The 18,932-nt window shown below is 44.6% G+C and carries 13 protein-coding genes; 6 read left to right on the top strand and 7 right to left on the bottom strand.

Annotated elements, in window-relative coordinates; translation table 11 throughout:
* Window positions 1–16: 16 nt before the first annotated feature.
* The 6 genes from cydB to aspS all read right to left on the bottom strand — a co-directional run bounded on the left by cydB (window position 17) and on the right by aspS (window position 7,696).
* Window positions 17–1,153, bottom strand: coding sequence for a cytochrome d ubiquinol oxidase subunit II (cydB, locus tag OCW38_RS05460; RefSeq protein WP_010437847.1), 1,137 nt, complete (start codon window positions 1,151–1,153; stop codon window positions 17–19).
* Between the two features lie 13 nt (window positions 1,154–1,166).
* The gene (gene cydA, locus OCW38_RS05455) at window positions 1,167–2,753 is read right to left on the bottom strand and encodes a cytochrome ubiquinol oxidase subunit I (RefSeq protein WP_010437845.1); all 1,587 of its coding nucleotides are present in this window, start codon (window positions 2,751–2,753) and stop codon (window positions 1,167–1,169) included.
* A 552-nt stretch (window positions 2,754–3,305) separates the two neighbouring features.
* Window positions 3,306–4,322, bottom strand: a complete 1,017-nt coding sequence (ruvB, locus tag OCW38_RS05450) for a Holliday junction branch migration DNA helicase RuvB (RefSeq protein WP_010437843.1) — start codon at window positions 4,320–4,322, stop codon at window positions 3,306–3,308.
* A 103-nt stretch (window positions 4,323–4,425) separates the two neighbouring features.
* Window positions 4,426–5,037: a Holliday junction branch migration protein RuvA gene (gene ruvA, locus OCW38_RS05445; protein ID WP_010437841.1), complete on the bottom strand. Its 612-nt coding sequence runs from the start codon at window positions 5,035–5,037 to the stop codon at window positions 4,426–4,428.
* Window positions 5,038–5,189: 152 nt separating this feature from the next.
* Window positions 5,190–5,711 (bottom strand): crossover junction endodeoxyribonuclease RuvC, encoded by a 522-nt coding sequence (gene ruvC / locus OCW38_RS05440; RefSeq protein ID WP_008219936.1) that lies wholly within the window; start codon window positions 5,709–5,711, stop codon window positions 5,190–5,192.
* A 200-nt stretch (window positions 5,712–5,911) separates the two neighbouring features.
* Complete coding sequence (gene aspS / locus OCW38_RS05435) at window positions 5,912–7,696, bottom strand: aspartate--tRNA ligase (RefSeq protein WP_261895347.1); 1,785 nt, start codon at window positions 7,694–7,696, stop codon at window positions 5,912–5,914.
* A gap of 282 nt (window positions 7,697–7,978) precedes the next feature.
* Between aspS and OCW38_RS05430 the strand changes: the two genes are divergently transcribed.
* From OCW38_RS05430 to OCW38_RS05405, 6 genes are all read left to right on the top strand, one after another.
* The gene (locus OCW38_RS05430; RefSeq protein ID WP_016783847.1) at window positions 7,979–8,884 is read left to right on the top strand and encodes a DUF72 domain-containing protein; all 906 of its coding nucleotides are present in this window, start codon (window positions 7,979–7,981) and stop codon (window positions 8,882–8,884) included.
* Window positions 8,885–9,023: 139 nt separating this feature from the next.
* Window positions 9,024–9,752 (top strand): carboxy-S-adenosyl-L-methionine synthase CmoA, encoded by a 729-nt coding sequence (cmoA, locus tag OCW38_RS05425; protein ID WP_010437832.1) that lies wholly within the window; start codon window positions 9,024–9,026, stop codon window positions 9,750–9,752.
* Between the two features lie 114 nt (window positions 9,753–9,866).
* A complete protein-coding gene (cmoB, locus tag OCW38_RS05420) occupies window positions 9,867–10,838 on the top strand; it encodes a tRNA 5-methoxyuridine(34)/uridine 5-oxyacetic acid(34) synthase CmoB (RefSeq protein ID WP_010437830.1) in 972 nt (323 codons plus the stop codon).
* Between the two features lie 309 nt (window positions 10,839–11,147).
* Window positions 11,148–11,888 (top strand): ATP-dependent zinc protease family protein, encoded by a 741-nt coding sequence (locus OCW38_RS05415; RefSeq protein ID WP_010437828.1) that lies wholly within the window; start codon window positions 11,148–11,150, stop codon window positions 11,886–11,888.
* A gap of 17 nt (window positions 11,889–11,905) precedes the next feature.
* Complete coding sequence (locus OCW38_RS05410) at window positions 11,906–13,411, top strand: inactive transglutaminase family protein (RefSeq protein ID WP_016786660.1); 1,506 nt, start codon at window positions 11,906–11,908, stop codon at window positions 13,409–13,411.
* 3 nt (window positions 13,412–13,414) lie between these two features.
* Window positions 13,415–14,395 carry an alpha-L-glutamate ligase-like protein gene (locus OCW38_RS05405; protein ID WP_010437811.1) on the top strand — a complete coding sequence of 327 codons (981 nt, stop codon included), beginning with the start codon at window positions 13,415–13,417 and terminating at the stop codon, window positions 14,393–14,395.
* Between the two features lie 108 nt (window positions 14,396–14,503).
* Here OCW38_RS05405 and fdhF read toward each other — a convergent pair whose 3' ends face one another.
* A complete protein-coding gene (gene fdhF, locus OCW38_RS05400) occupies window positions 14,504–18,751 on the bottom strand; it encodes a formate dehydrogenase subunit alpha (protein ID WP_016798459.1) in 4,248 nt (1,415 codons plus the stop codon).
* Window positions 18,752–18,932: the final 181 nt, after the last annotated feature.

Genomic DNA, 18,932 nt, shown 5'->3' with positions numbered 1-18,932 from the left:
TTATTTCACTTCTAGCTTAGTAAGCTGAAACGTCGTTATCTTCGATGTGTTTCTTATCCAAACGACCGAACATTTTGTAATATGTCCAAGTTGTGTAGCCAAGAATCACAGGAACCATTACCGCCGCAACAGCAGTCATTAGGCCAAGAGTTAGCTCACTTGCCGTAGAATCCCACATAGTCAAACTATGGTTAGGGTTCAGGCTTGATGGCATTACGAATGGGAACATTGCAAAACCAGCAGTCAAAATAACACCAGCATTAGATAGACTCGAGAACAAGAATGCGAAGCCACCGCGTTCAAGGCGAGATGCAATCACAGCAAGTAGTGGCATTGCTACACCAAGAATCGGTGCTGCCCACATTGCAGGGTACGTTTCGAAGTTTGTCATCCACGCACCAACTTGAAGTGAGACTTCTTTGTTTAGTGGGTTTGAATCAGCAAATGTATCAATAGTGCTCGTAATTACATAGCCTTCGATAGATTGAACCCAGAAGCCACCAATAACGAATAGAGCAATAGCAATTAGGCCAGTGATCTGAGCAACGTTACGTGCACGGCTGTGCAGTTCTTCTGTTGTCTTCATTTGAAGCCATGTAGCACCTTGCATCACGAACAACATCAGAGCCAACACGCCACATAGCAATGCAAATGGGTTTAGCAGGGCGAAGAACGTACCATGGTACTTAGACATCATTAGGTCGTTCAAGTCGAATGGTACACCTTGTAGTAGGTTACCAAACGCCACACCAAAAATGATTGGCGGAACGGTACCACTGAAGCAAAGTGCATAATCCCAAGCCTTACGCCATTTTGGTTCTTCAATCTTTGAACGGTAATCAAGAGCAAGTGGACGTAGCCAAAGTGCTGCTAGCGTCACGTACATAGCAAAGTAGAAACCAGAGAAAGACGTCGCGTAAACTAATGGCCATGCAGCAAACAATGCACCACCAGCCGTAATTAGCCATACTTGGTTGCCGTCCCAGTGAGGGGCAATAGTATTCAGCATAATACGACGTTCAGTGTCGCTCTTACCGATAACAGGTGATAGGGCTGCAACCCCCATATCGAAGCCATCAGTCACGGCGAAACCAACCAGTAGAACACCGATCAATACCCACCAAATAAGTCGTAAGCTTTCGTAATCAAACATAATATTCCCTCACTTATACTTCAACTGAACGGCTAACTTTGTCTTCAACAGAGCTATCGTTTTGTTCGAAGTGGTAACGGCCTGTCTTTAAGCTACTTGGACCTTTACGTGCGAATTTCAGCATTAGGTAAACTTCAGCAATCAAGAACACTGTGTAAAGTGCAAGAATTGCGAATAGAGAAGTCCAAAGCTGACCGATAGTTAGTGCTGATGCGGCAACGTTAACCGGTAGGATTTCACCAACCGCCCATGGTTGTCGACCAAACTCAGCAACGAACCAACCCGCTTCAATCGCAATCCAAGGCAATGGGATTGAGAACAGCGCCGCTTTAAGTACCCATGGTTTCTGTTCAATCTTCTGACGACACGTTTGAACAAACGCAGCACCGAATACAAACAGCATAATGAAGCCACAAGCAACCATCAGACGGAATGACCAGAATAGAGGCCAAACTGTTGGGATAGAATCATCCGCAGCCATTTGGATTTGGTCTTCTGTTGCATCAACAACGTCGTCTGTGTAGCGCTTAAGAAGTAGACCGTAACCTAGGTCACCTTTCACTTCGTCGAACGCAGCCATGTTTTCTTCAGATTTGTCGCCTGCACGTAGCTTTTCTAACAACTCATACGCGTACATACCAGTGCGGATACGATCAACGTGATCATCACGTAGGTCACGCAGGCCCGTTACTTCTTTATCAAGAGAACGTGTTGCGATGATACCCATTACGTAAGGAATTTTAATTGCGTAGTCAGTATTCATTGTTTCTTGGTTTGGAATACCAAAAACAGTAAACGCGGCTGGTGCTTCTTCAGTGTGCCACTCTGCTTCAACAGCAGCTAGTTTCACTTTTTGAACTTCACCAAGCTCGTAACCAGATTCATCTCCTAGCACGATAACTGACAAAATTGCCGCCATACCGAAAGAGGCTGCAATCGCAAAAGAGCGACGAGCAAAGGCAACGTCACGACCTTTAAGAATATAGTATGAGCTGATACCAAGGATGAACATTGCACCCGTTGTGTAACCAGACGCTACCGTATGCACGAATTTAACCTGTGCTACTGGATTTAGTACAACTTCAGCGAAGCTCACCATTTCCATACGCATCGTTTCAAAGTTAAATTCTGCACCCACTGGGTTTTGCATCCAGCCGTTTGCTACCAAGATCCAAAGCGCTGAGAAGTTAGAACCAAGAGCAACTAACCACGTTACTGCTAAGTGTTGACGCTTTGACAATCTGTCCCAACCGAAGAAGAAAAGACCAACAAAAGTAGACTCTAGGAAGAATGCAACAAGCGCTTCGATAGCTAGCGGAGCACCAAAGATGTCGCCAACGTAGTGAGAATAGTAAGACCAGTTAGTACCAAACTGGAACTCCATGGTTAAGCCTGTCGCTACACCAAGGGCAAAGTTAATACCAAACAATTTACCCCAGAACTTAGTCATGTCCTTGTAAATTTGCTTGCCAGTCATTACATAGACTGACTCCATAATGGCAAGTAGAAATGCCATACCTAAAGTCAGTGGAACAAATAAGAAGTGATACATCGCTGTAAATGCAAACTGCAATCGCGACAGATCAACAACATCAATCATGGTAACTCCTTTGTGTCGGCTGAATGACACTTGTGTGATTAATCACCGCAAAAATCCATGTTAAAACAATTTATGTAATTGTTATTACAAATTGAAATTTGTAGCAAAAACGTACCGTTATAGTTAGATTATTGTTAAGCATGAGCTAATATAGCTAGCGCTAATATTACTTGTAAAATCAGTATGTTTCAAAAGGTTTATAGGAGAAGCTTGCTTTGATTTGTATCAATATTAGTCCAGCAAATTAGAGTTATTTTTGAACAACTATGATTAAAATCACACCAATTTAGCTTCCATTAATAACAGCGCTTAATATCCGTGACAAAAGCTAGACATCGCTACAACATGCAAATCACAACTACCTATAAAGTATTAACAAAAGATATGACAAGTTATTTCATTTTTTGTTACCTAAATCAAACTCGGAATCAAAGTTTTCATTTTTAAGATCTGATACTCGGCCTTTTTATCGACTTGCTCAAAGAGTTGTTATTCAATAAAAACCAAAAAATCCCAGTGCTTATGCAACTGGGATCTTTAAAAATGAATAATCTAACGATTGGAAGGTTTGTCGATTCCGAAGTGTAAATACGCTCTGTCGGTAGCAATTCGGCCTCGCGGGGTTCGTTGCAAGTAGCCTTGTTGAATCAAGTATGGTTCCAGCACATCTTCAATGGTGTCTTTCTCTTCGCCAATGGCTGCTGCCATGTTGTCAATACCCACAGGACCACCACCAAACTTCTCCATAATCGCGAGTAGAAGCTTTCTGTCCATATAGTCAAAACCTTTGGCATCGACGTCCAACATATTGAGTGCCTTGTCCGCCACGTCTGGGCAAATATGCCCATCGCCTTTCACTTCCGCATAATCGCGCACACGGCGTAATAAACGGTTTGCTATACGCGGTGTACCTCGAGCGCGGCGAGCAACTTCTAATGCTCCTTCCGACTCCATCGAAAGTCCAAGGCAATCAGCACTGCGCTGAACGATATTTTGCAGATCTTCGACTTTGTAGTACTCAAGTCGTTGAGTAATACCAAAACGATCACGCAGTGGAGACGTCAGTGAGCCAGCACGCGTGGTAGCACCAATCAATGTGAAGGGAGGAAGATCAATCTTGATAGAACGCGCCGCAGGGCCTTCACCAATCATGATATCCAGTTGGTAGTCTTCCATTGCTGGATATAGAACCTCTTCAACCACAGGGCTTAAACGGTGGATCTCATCAATGAATAACACGTCGTTTTCTTCAAGATTAGTCAACAGAGCGGCCAAGTCGCCCGCTTTTTCTAATACCGGGCCTGAAGTCGTGCGAATGCTAACATCCATTTCGTTCGCGACAATGTTTGCCAATGTGGTTTTACCTAAACCAGGAGGGCCAAATATCAACAAATGGTCCAGAGCTTCATTTCGCATTTGTGCTGCTTGAATGAAAATTTCCATCTGGTTGCGAACGTGGTCCTGACCTTGATAGTCGGCTAACGCCTTTGGACGTATTGCACGGTCGATAACATCTTCATCTTTAAAGACCGGATTATCCGGTGCAATCAGGCGATCAGCTTCAATCATAAATTTTGCTATTCCTAACTCTGCTCTTCCTGACTTTGCGCTTCTTGAATCTGTGTAAAGGCAAAGTGAATGAGTCTATTATATAGAACAAGTATATGGGAGATTAAACCATCGACTTCAATGCTTCGCGAATCAATTGTTCGCTGGTCATGCCATCTTTAGCCACTTGAGCTACAACTTTAGAGGCTTGAGTCGGTTTATAACCCAATGCAAGTAGTGCGCTTACCGCTTCTTCTTCAGCATCGTGAACCGTTGGCAGTGAGTCCATTGGCGCTGCGTCCGTTGCAGGAGTAAATAGATCACCTGCACCCCACCCTTTCAAGCGGTCTTTCATTTCAACAACTAGACGCTCTGCTGTTTTCTTACCCACACCCGGCAGTTTCACTAGCGTAGAGATGTCTTCACGCTCAACGCTCTGAACGAATTGGCTCGCCGTCATTCCAGAGAGAATACCAAGACCAAGCTTAGGGCCAACACCGTTTGCTTTAATCACTTCACGGAACAGCGCACGCTCTTTAACCGTGTTGAAACCATAAAGTAGTTGCGCATCTTCACGAACAACAAAGTGAGTGTAGATAATTGCCTCTTCGCCAACGTTTGGTAACTCATAAAAACAGCTCATTGGCATTTGAACTTCATAACCAACACCACTCACTTCGATTAGTAATTCTGGTGGCTGTTTTTCTATTAATGTACCGCGTAGACGTCCGATCACAATTCACTCTCTTGATGGAATATAATTTGAGGGACAGAATATAAAAGAACTGGATGCTTATCCAGTTCTTTGTGTTTATTGGGATGATTTATTTAAGCTTGCTTAGCTTGAGAAACCGAATGATTCTGGCTTCAGAAACGCCATAGCCTAGGTTATCGGTAACGCCCTTTTCTTGCACCTGTTGCTTTACCCGCAAGCGCTATCAAAGTTTTATTGGTGTTAGCGTGAGTGATCGCTACACCTAAAGCATCAGCAGCATCAGCCTGTGGCTTGGCTGGTAACTTAAGCATGCTCATCACCATATTCTGAACCATAGACTTGTCAGCACCACCGTTACCCGTCACCGCTTGTTTAATCAAACGAGCCGCATATTCATGTACAGGCAAGTCTGCATTCACCGCAGCCACTATCGCACTACCACGCGCTTGACCAAGTTTAAGTGCTGAATCAGCATTCTTCGCCATGAACACTTGTTCGATCGCGAATACGTCAGGCTGGAACTGGGTGATGATTTCGCTCACACCGGCATAGATCTGCTTTAAGCGACCCGGCAATTCTTTTTCTGACGTGCGAATACAACCGCTACCTAAGTAATATAGATGGCGACCATTTTGACGAATCACGCCATAGCCGGTAATGCGAGAGCCAGGGTCAATCCCTAAGATAATAGACATAACTTCAAATACTGATTATTTATACATGCTTTATGAGCTTAGTATATCGGACGCAAAAAAAAATGCCCGTCAAATTAACGGGCATTTCGTTGTTCTGCGAAAGAAAAAGTTCTATCAAAAACTAAGTTTTGTTGAAAGCTAAAGTGCTATCTAAGACTTAAGCTCTATCGAAAACTCACTGCTTGATTAGAAAGCTGAGCTTAATCGTTTGATTTGTCTTCTTTCTTAGCTAAGTTAACAGCGATTGCTAGCTCTTCCAATGATGCTGGGTTTGCTAGGCTTGGCGCGTCTGTTAATAGACATGCTGCTGCTGTTGTTTTCGGGAATGCGATAACGTCACGGATGTTCTCTGTACCACAAAGAAGCATTGCTAAACGGTCAAGGCCGAATGCTAGACCAGCATGTGGTGGCGTACCGTACTTAAGAGCTTCAAGCAGAAAGCCGAACTTCTCTTGTTGCTCTTGTGCTTCGATACCTAGGATACCGAATACAGCCGCTTGCATTTCTGCGTTGTGGATACGTACCGAACCGCCGCCCACTTCGTAGCCGTTGATTACCATATCGTATGCATCAGAATTAGCTGCTGCTGGGTTCGCTTTTAGCTCTTCCGCGTTCACACTAAGTGGTGATGTGAATGGGTGGTGCATTGCGTGCAGGTTGCCTTCGCCATCTTCTTCGAACATTGGGAAATCGATAACCCAAAGAGGAGCCCACGCTTTCTTGTCAGTTAGCTCTAGATCATCGCCTAGTTTAATACGAAGTGCGCCCATTGCTTCTGCAACAATGCTTGCTTTGTCTGCGCCGAATAGAATGATGTCGCCAGACTCAGCTTCTGTACGCTCAAGAATGCCGTTGATCACATCTTCGTTTAGGAACTTAGCAACTGGAGATTGGATACCTTCCATGCCTGCAGCACGATCGTTAACCTTCATCCAAGCTAAGCCTTTCGCGCCGTAGATGTTTACGTGTTCAGCGTAACCGTCGATTTGCTTACGAGTTAGCTTAGCACCGCCCGGAACACGGATAACCGCTACGCGACCTTTTTCGTCGTTAGCTGGGCCAGAGAATACTTTGAACTCAACGTCTTTAACCAAGTCAGCAACGTCAACTAGCTCTAGTGGGTTACGTAGATCTGGCTTATCAGAACCGAAACGACGAATCGCTTCAGAGAAAGGCATTGCTGGGAATTGGCCTAGTTCAACATCTAGAAGTTCTTTCCACATATCGTGAACAAGCTTCTCAGTCACGTTACGTACTTCTTGAGAAGTCATGAACGATGTTTCGATATCGATCTGAGTAAATTCAGGCTGACGGTCAGCACGTAAATCTTCATCACGGAAACATTTAACGATTTGGTAGTAACGATCAAAACCAGACATCATCAGCAGTTGCTTGAATAGCTGAGGAGATTGAGGAAGTGCGTAGAAGCTACCTTTGTGAACACGGCTTGGTACTAGGTAGTCACGAGCACCTTCTGGAGTCGCTTTCGTTAGTACTGGCGTTTCGATATCTAGGAATAGGTTCTCATCGAGGAAACGACGAACGAAGCTAGAAGCACGTGCACGAAGCTTGATACGGTCGCTCATTTCTGGGCGACGAAGATCGATGTAACGGTACTTAAGACGTTGCTCTTCAGAGTTCGTTTGGTTGAAGTCTAGTGGAAGCGCTTCTGAACGGTTGATGATCTCTAGGCCTGTCGCGTAAAGCTCTACTTCACCAGTAGCCATGTCTTTATTTACTTGGCTGTCAGGACGAACACGTACTTCACCAGTAAATTTGATACAGAATTCATTACGCAGTTGGTTAGCGATCGGGAAGATATCTTTCATATCTGGATCGACAACAACCTGAACGATGCCTTCACGATCACGCATATCAATAAAGATAAGACCGCCTAAATCACGGCGACGGTTTACCCAGCCGCACAATTCTACAGTTTGTCCCGCCAGGGACTTGTTCAGGTTACCACAGTAATGGGTACGCATAATGAATTTCCCAATCTCTTAATTATTTACTAATTTCCAAGCTGTCAGTGGTCATTCCACACAACAGAGCAAAGGAACATTTATACGCGGAAACTCGCCTAAAATCGACCTTCCACATTCGAATTTATTGTGTTTTATCTGGCTTTGCTGCTTTTTAGCCCACCAAGTGCGCAAAGATTCACCAAAACCAGGAAAATTGCGATAATTATATCTCGAAAGTACCTTAATCAGCAAAACTCTCGTACAGTAGATTTTAGGGCGTGATGGATAACGGTGTAATAGATGAATGATCGTGAAATAACAGCAGAAACTTTACCTTTAAGACTTGGATTAACCATGTGGTCTCACTCTGAATGGCAAAGTCAGTTCTATGGCAGAGGCACCAAGCCAGCCGAACGCCTAGAAAAGTACACGCAAGTTTTTCATACCGTTGAGGGCAACACGACCTTTTACGCTACGCCAAGTATGTCGACAGTTCATAATTGGAAAGCCGCCAGTCACGATGATTTCAGGTTCACCTTTAAGTTGCCCAAATTTATTACCCACCAGCAACAACTCAGACACTGCCAAGCAGAGCTCAAAGAGTTCTTGATGACTATGTCGCCACTCCACGATCGCATTGGTCAATGGACAATTCAACTGCCACACAGTTTTGAGCCCAGCATGCTGCCTGCCCTACAAAAGTTTTGTACGTTATTTCCAAAAGACATGCAGCTTGGCGTTGAAGTTCGACACTTGGGTTTCTTTGATAAGGGTGATGCAGAGAAGCGCTTCAATCAGTGGCTAGTTGAGGAAGGCATCAATCGCATCATTATGGACAGTCGCCCTGTGTTCTCAGCGCCACCAACCACGGAAGCGGTGATCGATGCGCATCAGAAAAAGCCGCGTGTTCCCGTTCATGCGATTGCGACGGCCAATAACCCGATGATTCGATTTATTGGCCACCCAGACCAAGAACCTAATATTGAGTTTTTTAAGCCTTGGTTTGCCAAAATTCCAAACTGGCTTAATGAGGGCAAACAACCCTATTTAATGATCCACACCCCAGACAATAATCACGCACCTGAGCTTTCGATAGCTATTTATAAGCGCTTACAAAAGCAAGTGTCTGAAAATACGTCATTGTTATTACCCGATCTCGCTCAGTTTCCGGCACAGAAAGGCAATCATCAAATCTCGATGTTTTAATCCCTCACCCTTATATACAGCCAAACACTAGGAGTAATCTCAGTTTTCGTGACAGCAGTGTTTTTTTTACGTAAAATACGTCCCCTTTTATTTGGTACGAAATCTGTGCCAATTACGCTGACTGTCGAGAGAGAATGCCATGAGCAACACAGACAATATCTTTTCCGCTCCTATTGATAAAATTGGAGACTTCACCTTTGATGCAAGGGTTGCTGAAGTATTTCCGGATATGATTCAACGCTCGGTGCCCGGCTACAGCAATATCATCTCTGCGATCGGCATGTTAGCTGAGCGCTTTGTAAAGCCACATTCAAATATATATGACCTAGGTTGCTCTCTTGGCGCGGCTACGCTTTCAATGCGCAGACACATTCAACAAGAAGGTTGCACGATTTTCGCTGTTGATAATTCAGAAGCGATGGTTGAGCGCTGTAAATTGCACGTTAATGCTTACCGCAGCGATACACCTGTCGAAGTGATTGAAGCGGATATTCGTGAAATCGAAATTAAAGACGCCTCTGTTGTGGTGCTGAACTTCACGCTGCAATTTCTGTCTCCGGACGACCGATACGCATTACTTGAGAAAATTCATGCGGGCCTGCGTCCTGGTGGGATCTTAATCCTGTCAGAAAAATACGTATTCGAAGACGAAAGTTCAAATGAATTGCTTATCGACCTGCACCACGACTTTAAACGTGCTAACGGATACAGCGAGCTGGAAGTCAGCCAGAAACGCAGCGCTATCGAAAATGTGATGCGTCCAGATTCAATTCCAGTTCATAAGCAGCGTTTTGAAAAGATTGGCTTCTCAAGTAGCGAAGTGTGGTTCCAATGCTTCAACTTCGGTTCGATGTTCGCGATTAAATAGCGCTGAACCACAATTGGCTAAAATCTGAAGCTCTCATACTTTAGCCCTTAATTTCCCTGTGTTATGGCTATAAGGCTGTACACATTATGAATTCCACAACGGTTAATATTATTCATGTTTAATTTTGCTAACTTTTATCAACTCATTGCCCAAGACACTCGCCTACAGCCGTGGCTCAATATTCTTCCTCAACAGCTGACGGATTGGCAAAATGCAGAGCACGGTGACTTTGACCGTTGGTTACGTGCACTGAACAAGATCCCGCAAGGCGTGCCTGATCAAGTTGATTTAAAGAACTCTGTAACTATCGGCAGCAGCACACCATTTCAAACGGGTGAGCTTAAAAAGCTAGAGAGCTTATTAAAGACGTTCCACCCTTGGCGTAAAGGTCCTTATACCGTTCATGACATTCATATCGATACAGAATGGCGCAGCGACTGGAAATGGGACCGTGTACTTCCGCATATCTCACCACTTAAAAACCGCTCTGTACTCGATGTAGGTTGCGGTAATGGCTACCACATGTGGCGTATGCTTGGCGAAGGTGCTCGCTTAACGGTGGGTATCGATCCCTCTCACCTATTTTTGGTTCAGTTTGAAGCGATTCGTAAGTTGATGGGCGATGATCAACGCGCTCACCTGTTGCCTCTAGGTATTGAGCAGCTGCCAAAGCTAGAAGCCTATGACACGGTATTCAGCATGGGTGTGCTTTACCACCGCCGTTCACCGCTTGATCATTTGATCCAATTAAAAGACCAATTGGTATCTGGTGGCGAATTGGTGCTTGAAACGTTAGTGATTGAAGGTGACGAAAACGCTGTTCTTGTTCCTGTTGACCGCTACGCGCAAATGAGAAATGTCTACTTTTTCCCATCAGCTCGCGCTCTAAAACGTTGGCTTGAACAGGTTGGCTTTGAAGGCGTACGTATTGTTGACGAAAATGTCACAACGATTGGTGAACAACGCACAACAGAATGGATGACGCACAACTCTCTACCTGATTACTTAGACCCGAACGATCCAAGTAAAACAGTAGAAGGTCACCCTGCACCACGACGTGCGATTCTAGTGGCGACAAAGCCATAAACTTAATAGCAATAAGAATACGAACTCGACAGCAACAAAACTTTAAATTTCAGGCCACAAAATCAACATTTCTTGTGGCAAAGAAATCATAATTTTCTGCGCTGAGAGCTCTACTTAAAAGAGCGTAAATTGAACAAAAGTTGACTTATGTTTAATAAGTGAGCTATTTCAAATAGCAATAATTGGCGCAGCGCTCACATTGCGATTCAATATGACCAGACTCTTACAATAGGATGCTTCACGCATCCTTTTTTGTGGGCTAAACTCTTAAATAGTCTGAACTATTCTCTAATTTTCAAAGGTTTTTTTATGTTTAAGCGATTATCGCCAATTGTGGCGGTTGGTTTGCTCTCTGGCTGTACCCTGACAAACGGTGCGGCCTACCACCAAGAAACTCTCGACGCTATTTCCCGCTCAGAGACAAACATCGCAAATAAGGTTCAAAATCTTGAACTGCAACTAAGCAATCAAAGTGATTACATTGAAAGCTTAGAAGATGAAATCACTACCCTATCTAATCAATTAGATGTTCATCTAACAAACATGGAACACCGCGTTATTGAAGAGTTAACGGAAGAGGAACCGGTTGCGGTTGCTGCGGCACCTATTGCCCCAACATTGCAGCCAACCATTCTTGGAGGAATCGAAAAAGTATCTATTGACTCTATCAAGCAGAGCTTTGATGCTCGTGTTGATACTGGCGCAACGACTTCTTCTTTGAACGCTGTCGACGTCAAAGAATTCGAACGTGATGGTAAGAATTGGGTTAAGTTCCATCTAGACGATAAAGCACAAGCCGTAGAAGACCAGAAATGGATTGAAGCACCTGTTGTACGTTATGTAAAAATCCGTCAATCAACCAATGATCAAGCAGAACGTCGAGCTGTGATCGAATTATGGGTGAAAGTTGGAAAAATCCATGAAAAAGCGCAATTTACATTGGCGGATCGCTCTCAAATGAGTCACCCTGTATTACTAGGGCGCGAATTTATCAAAGACATAGCGCTAGTAGATGTAAGTAAAAAGTACGTACAAACGGAAGTTAAATAACAATAGTAGGGTAAGCTATGACGTCTAGAATTCCATTTTATATCTCTATTTTCCTGCTAATCGTAGCAGGTATAACGTTGAGTATGTTCAGACATACCACCTACGGCGTACCTTGGACTCCAGGGGAAACCAGGCAAGTTTGGGATGTTGAAGCTCGCATCGAGTTCAACGCAGTAGGTAAAGAAGCAAAAGTTTCACTAGCCGCTCCTCATACTCAGTCTAACTATACGCTTATCGGCGAATCGGCTTCATCACCAGGTTACGGTATTTCTTATTTGAATACTGAATCAGGTCGCCGTGCAGAGTGGTCTATTCGCTATGCAGATGGACCGCAAACCATCTACTACAAAACACAATTCTTAGTCGACAACCAAGCAAAAGTGAACGATACCCCACCAGAGGGGGAAGTTACACAGCCAAGTTTCGACGGTCCAGAGGAAGCGGCATCTCTTGCATTGATCGATAGAGCGACTAAACGTTCAGCTGACAATCTAACGTTCACTCGTGAGCTAATCAAAACGCTTAACGATCCTGACAGCCAAAACTCAGCGCTGATTCTGAACAACATGACGAAAGTAGAAGCGACACACAAGCTACTTTCAGCAGCAAAAATACACAACAAAGTAGTTGGTGTTATCGAACTGGAAGATGGACGCCGTCGTCAATCCATCCAGAACATGATTCAAATTTGGGATAATGACCAATGGATTTTATTCTCTCCTGAATCAAGCCAACAACAAGTGCAACAAAACCTACTCATCTGGGATGAGTCGAACGTATCTCTATTGGACGTTGTAGGTGGCCAGAACAGTAAAGTTCACTTCTCTATGATTGCTCAAGAGGTTTCGCCAACTGAAGCAACCAACAGCAAAGTATCAGCTGATCAGCTATTGAACTTATCAATCCACAGCCTACCGTTAGAAGAACAAGCGATGTTTAAAACCATCATGCTGATCCCTATCGGTGCCCTAATTGTTGTGTTCTTACGCGTCATCATCGGTTTGAAAACGTCTGGTACGTTCATGCCGGTACTGATTGCGGTAGCGTTTGTTCAAACTCAACTTGTAACCGGTATTGTCGGCTTCCTATTAATTGTCGGTACAGGTCTTGTCATACGCAGTTACTTGTCCAAACTCAACCTCTTATTGGTTGCAAGGATATCCGCCGTAATCATTACGGTGATCATGATTATCTCCGTGTTTACTGTGGTCGCGTTTAAAGTAGGGTTAACTGAAGGGCTATCCATTACGTTCTTCCCAATGATTATCTTGTCTTGGACTATCGAACGTATGTCTATCCTTTGGGAAGAAGAAGGCGCGAAAGAAGTTGTACTACAAGGTGGCGGCTCACTATTTACCGCGGTACTTGTTTACTTAGGTATGACTAACCCGTTCATTCAACATTTAACGTTCAACTTTATTGGTTTGCAGCTGGTTATTCTAGCGACCATCTTGCTACTAGGTAACTACACAGGCTACCGCCTAACCGAGCTTCGTCGCTTTAAACCGCTAGCGGAGGACTAAGTTATGTTTGATCAATTTACTTCACCGTTTAAGTTGAAAGACAAAGGCATAATGGGGATGAACAAGCGTAACCATAGTTATATTGGTCGCTACAATGATCGTTCCAAGTATCCACTGGTTGATGACAAGCTTAAGACTAAGATCATTGCTGAACAAGCAGGTGCAACCGTACCAAAGTTGATTGGCGTGATTGGTCATCAAGCTGAAGTAAAAACAATCCACAAGATGGTTAAAGAGTGGCCAGGTTTTGTAATCAAGCCAGCTCAAGGTAGTGGCGGTAAAGGCATTCTTGTTGTTACCTCTCATAAGGACGGCGTTTATACTAAACCATCCGGTTCAACCATTAATGAAGAAGATGTAGAGCGCCACATCAGTAACGCGCTAGCTGGCCTTTTCTCACTCGGTGGTAAGAATGATGTCGCTGTAGTTGAAAACCTGATTAAGTTCGATGAGTGTTTTGACGGCTTCAGTTACGAGGGTGTGCCAGATGTTCGAATCATTGTATTCAAGGGCTACCCTGTAATGGCAATGATGCGTCTATCCACTTCCGCATCTGATGGTAAGGCGAACTTGCACCAAGGTGCTGTGGGTGTCGGTATTTGTATCGCAACCGGCAAGGCCGTTCGTGCGGTTCAGTTTGACCATCCAGTGACACACCACCCAGATACGGGTAAAGAGTTGGCGCTACTTCAGGTGCCGCATTGGGAGAAACTGCTGACCCTTGCATCAAGTGCTTGGGAAATGACGGGGTTAGGCTACATGGGGACGGACATGGTTTTAGACCAAGAAGAAGGCCCAATGGTACTGGAGCTCAATGCTCGTCCTGGATTGGCAATACAAATTGCAAACGGTGCTGGTTTATTACCTCGCTTGCATCATATTGAAAACCTAGGCACACCCGCTGAATATCCTAAACCTGCAGAGCGTGTTGCCTACGCTGCTAAGCAGTTTGGTGTTCACGGAAACGAAATAGTTCCGAGCTAAGCTCATCTAATAAAAAGCCAAACGACTGAGCAAGTAATTTATACTGAATCTAGCTCAATAAAAAACCGCATAGCTCTGAGAGTTACGCGGTTTTTTAATACCTATAATTTAACTTAACGAACCGAGCGAAGCCTCTGCTACTTCACTCTCAGGCTCACGAATGGGATCAATTCGCACAGCCGCCACCTTAAACTCAGGGATCTTCGCGTGTGGATCCGTCGCTGTCGTCGTTAAACGGTTAACCGGTGATTCGACAAAATGGAATGGAATAAATACCACGCCCTTTTGCATTCGCTTAGTTACAAAAGCCGCGATTTCTATTTCCCCACGACGCGTTGATACCTTGAGCATCTGACCATTCGAAATGCCTAACGCTTCAGCATCATGAATACTCACCATGGCACGTGGCCCCGCTAAGTTATCCAGGCCTTTGGTTTTACGCGTCATAGTACCTGTATGGAATTGCTCTAGGATACGCCCTGTCGTTAGAACTAACGGATACTCTTCATCCGGTAACTCCGCAGCGTATCTAAACGGAATCGCCTCCATTTGACCACGCCCACGGGTAAATTGGGTCTGGTGCATGATACGAGTGCCATCAGGGTTATTCTTATTACTCGGCCATTGCACGCCATTGACCGTAATATTCTCCCAACGTAAACCACCATACTGTGGTGTTACACGTGCTATCTCATTGGTGATATCGGCAACGGTTTTATAGTCCCAACCACCGCCCATTGCATTGGCCAGCATTTGGATAATCACCCAATCTTCTTTCGCATTACCGGGTGGATTAACCGCAGCATTAATACGCTGAACACGACGCTCTGTATTGGTGAAGTGGCCAGATTTTTCAGCAAACGAGCAAGATGGTAAAACAACATCAGCATACTGCGCCGTTTCGGTTAAGAAAATGTCTTGGACCACAAGGAAATCTAAAGCTTCAAGCCCTTCAATTACATGCGCTTGATTTGGGTCACTGAGCACAGGGTTTTCACCCATTACGTACAAACCGCGAACATTCCGATGGCAGGCGCCATCAATAATTTCAGTAAGCGTTAAGCCCGTTTCAGCAGGAAGTTCGGAAACACCCCACTCCATCGCAAACTTCTGGCGCACCATCGGGTTATAAACCTTTTGATAACCCGGCAAGTTGTTTGGCAAAGCCCCCATATCACAAGCACCTTGCACGTTAGATTGTCCGCGTAAAGGGTTAATACCACCACCTTCAATACCAATGTTGCCACACAAAAGTTGCAGGTTAGCGATTGAGCGTACATTGTCGTGGCCTGTGGTGTGTTGTGTAATCCCCATCGAGTAATACACCGCTGTGCGCTCTGCAGTACCAATCAAACGTGCCATTGCGAAGATGTCTTCCGCTTTAACGCCAGTCACCAATTCCACTTTATCGAGAGAGTAGCTTGGTGACATGACCTCTTGGAGCAAGGTATCAAAGCCATCCACACGATCTTCGATATAATCTTGGTCATACCAACCGTGTTTGATGATCTGCTGCATCACACCATTAATCAGCATCACATCAGTACCCGGGCGATGCGCTAAGTAGAGTTCCGCATGGTCCGCAATATCGATTCGTTTTGGATCAGCGACGATCAATCGCGCTCCACCATGTCTCACCGCTTGCTTGATATGTGAGCCTATAATTGGGTGTGCTGAAGTCGTGTCTGAACCTATGATAAAAATCACATCTGAGTGCTTGATACTTGGAATATCATTGGTCATTGCACCGCTGCCCAGCGAAGCCTCTAAACCTGTAACAGTCGAAGCATGACAAAGACGAGCACAGTGGTCGACGTTGTTAGTTCCAAGTTCTCGACGTATGAATTTTTGGAATGCATAGTTATCTTCGTTAGTCGTTTTAGCTGACGAGAAGCCCGCCAAGGCATTGCTACCAAAACCTTGTTTAATCGCGGTAAACTTATCTGCAATGAGCGCAATCGCTTCATCCCAACTAGCAGGTTGTAACCAACCATCTTTGCGTATTAGCGGCGTAGTTAAGCGTGCATCACTACCAACAAAATCAAAACCAAATCGGCCTTTAACACACAACATGCCTTCATTAACCGGAGAGTTTGCGCCTTCGATGTAGCGAATCTTATTTTGCTTTTCATCAACGTGCATGGTTAGCTTACAACCCACACCACAGTAGGTGCAGATAGTATCGACTTTCTTAAGAGTATCGGTGTCACCTTGCTTTCTATCACGCGCATCCACCATCGCACCGGTAGGACAAGCCTGAATACAAGAGCCACATTGAACACAGTTAGAATCACCCATTAGTGTCTTGTCTGCTCCAAAATTAGGGCGACACTCAGGCCTTGATGCTGGCTTGCCATTTGACTGATTCATGAAGCTTAGAACACCATGAACATTCTGTTCGCGACAAGCTTGGATACACTGACCACAACTGATGCAGCGGTTGGCGTCAAAGATGATGAATTCAGAACTGTCATCGACAGCAAACTTCTGCCGTGTCGAACCAACTTTGGATTCCTCTGCACGAATCACCTGCCAGTTCTCATTCGAAGCCACATCGATTTTGTACTCTGGATGTGTTTGCGTGGCCTTGTATTCAGTCGAATAATCTCTCAGATCACAATCTGTATTTGCTTGGCAGCCACATTCTAGGCATCTCGCTGCTTCCGCTATTGCATCTGCATTATCAAAGCCTGTTTCGACTTCATCGAAGCTTTGCTCGCGTTGTTCTGGGGTGAGCTCTGGCATGATTTTACGCGCCATGCGCTGTATAGATTTGTATTGCTCAGGATCGACTGCTTTTAGCTGCTTGTGCTTTCTTGAGTTGAACGGTTTAGCGGGAATATTTTCCATATCACCGTTGAAGAATCGGTCAATCGCTTGCGCAGCAATACGCCCATCTCCTACCGCTTCTACTGCCGTCGCAGGACCACGTCGAAAGTCACCAATACTAAATATATTACCAGTGCCCGTATACATCGTCTGCGGATCAGCGTCCGCGGTATTCCAACGTGTCAGTGGAATATCAATCTCTTCGTTATCCATAAAGCTTAGATCAGGCTTTTGCGATACTGCAGCAATAACGGTATCAAATGCTTCAGCAAAGAATTCGCCGGTTGGTTTAGGGCTACGACGACCTGAAGCATCAGCAGGACCTAAAGCCATACGCTCCAATCTTATCTCTGTTACATGGCCATTTTCATCGGCTATGTTTTCTACCGGGTTAGTCAAAAAGTGGAACTTCACACCTTCATGTTCAGCTTCTTCTATTTCGTAATCTTCTGCTGGCATTTCATCTCGAGTGCGACGGTAAATTAGCGTGGTATCAGCGCCATCACGTACCGCTGTTCGAGCACAGTCAATTGCAGTGTTACCGCCACCGATCACTGCTACCTTTTTTCCTGTGACATACTGCTGATCGGTCACGTAATCTTTAAGGTAATCGACACCCAAATAGCAACCACCGAGCTCGCTACCCAGATAGTTCATTTCAACCGCTTGCGATGCACCAACCGCTAAACAAACGGCATCGAAACCGTTGCTTAAATCAGACAGTGTAAAATCGACGCCCAGTTTTTTGTCACACTCAACCACCATTCCATTACGACACATGAGTTCGATTTCTTTATCTAAAATCGACTTAGGTAAACGATATTCAGGGATACCATAACGCAGCCAACCACCTGCTTTGGGCATCGATTCATAGACACTGACGTCATAGCCTTCGTTAGATAGATAATAACCTGCAGTAAGACCGCCAGGGCCACTGCCGACAATTGCGATGCTCTTACCCTTATTTGGTTTCTTAGCTGGCATATAGCTCTCTTGAGCCGCTAAGTCAGCATCGGCAGCGTGTCGCTTGAGTTGGCGAATCGCGATCGATTCATCGACCAAATTACGACGACATTCAGTTTCACAAAAAGCAGGACACACACGACCAATTGAAAGTGGCATTGGTAATGTCTTTTTAATCACTTCAATCGCTTTAATGTGATCATTTTGAGCAATATGGTGCAGGTAAGATTGGATATCGACCCCAGCAGGACAAGCCGTTTGGCATGGCGCCTCACAGTCAGCGTAATGATCTGTCATTATACGATTTAGTGCTTCTTGTCGATGAACAGTCAGTTGCTTTGACTGAGTCGTAATCTCCAACCCATTAGACACTTCAAGCTCACAAGAGCGAGTCACACCAACGCCATCTACCTCAACAACACACAAATCACACGGTACTTTATCCGCTGTTTTGTTCAAACCACATAAAGATGGAATCTCCAAACCACATGTTTTTGCCGCTTCAAGAACGGTTTGTCCTTGTTCGACGATTCGAAATTTCCCATCAATGACGATTTGAATCATAACTATGCCCTGCCTTTACCTTTCGCAAATTTGCGAGTTATCAATAATTGAAAAATAAGTAATACAATATTATTAATATTATTAAATCTATGTCATTACCATACATTATTTGTGGTTTTGTGCGTGTGACCTCAAACAAGTTCCATTGATAATACCCACAATGTATAAGTGGTCTTATCCG

The organism is Vibrio cyclitrophicus (assembly GCF_024347435.1).
Taxonomy (GTDB): Bacteria; Pseudomonadota; Gammaproteobacteria; order Enterobacterales; family Vibrionaceae; genus Vibrio; species Vibrio cyclitrophicus.
This window is presented reverse-complemented; position numbering and strand designations above follow the sequence as displayed.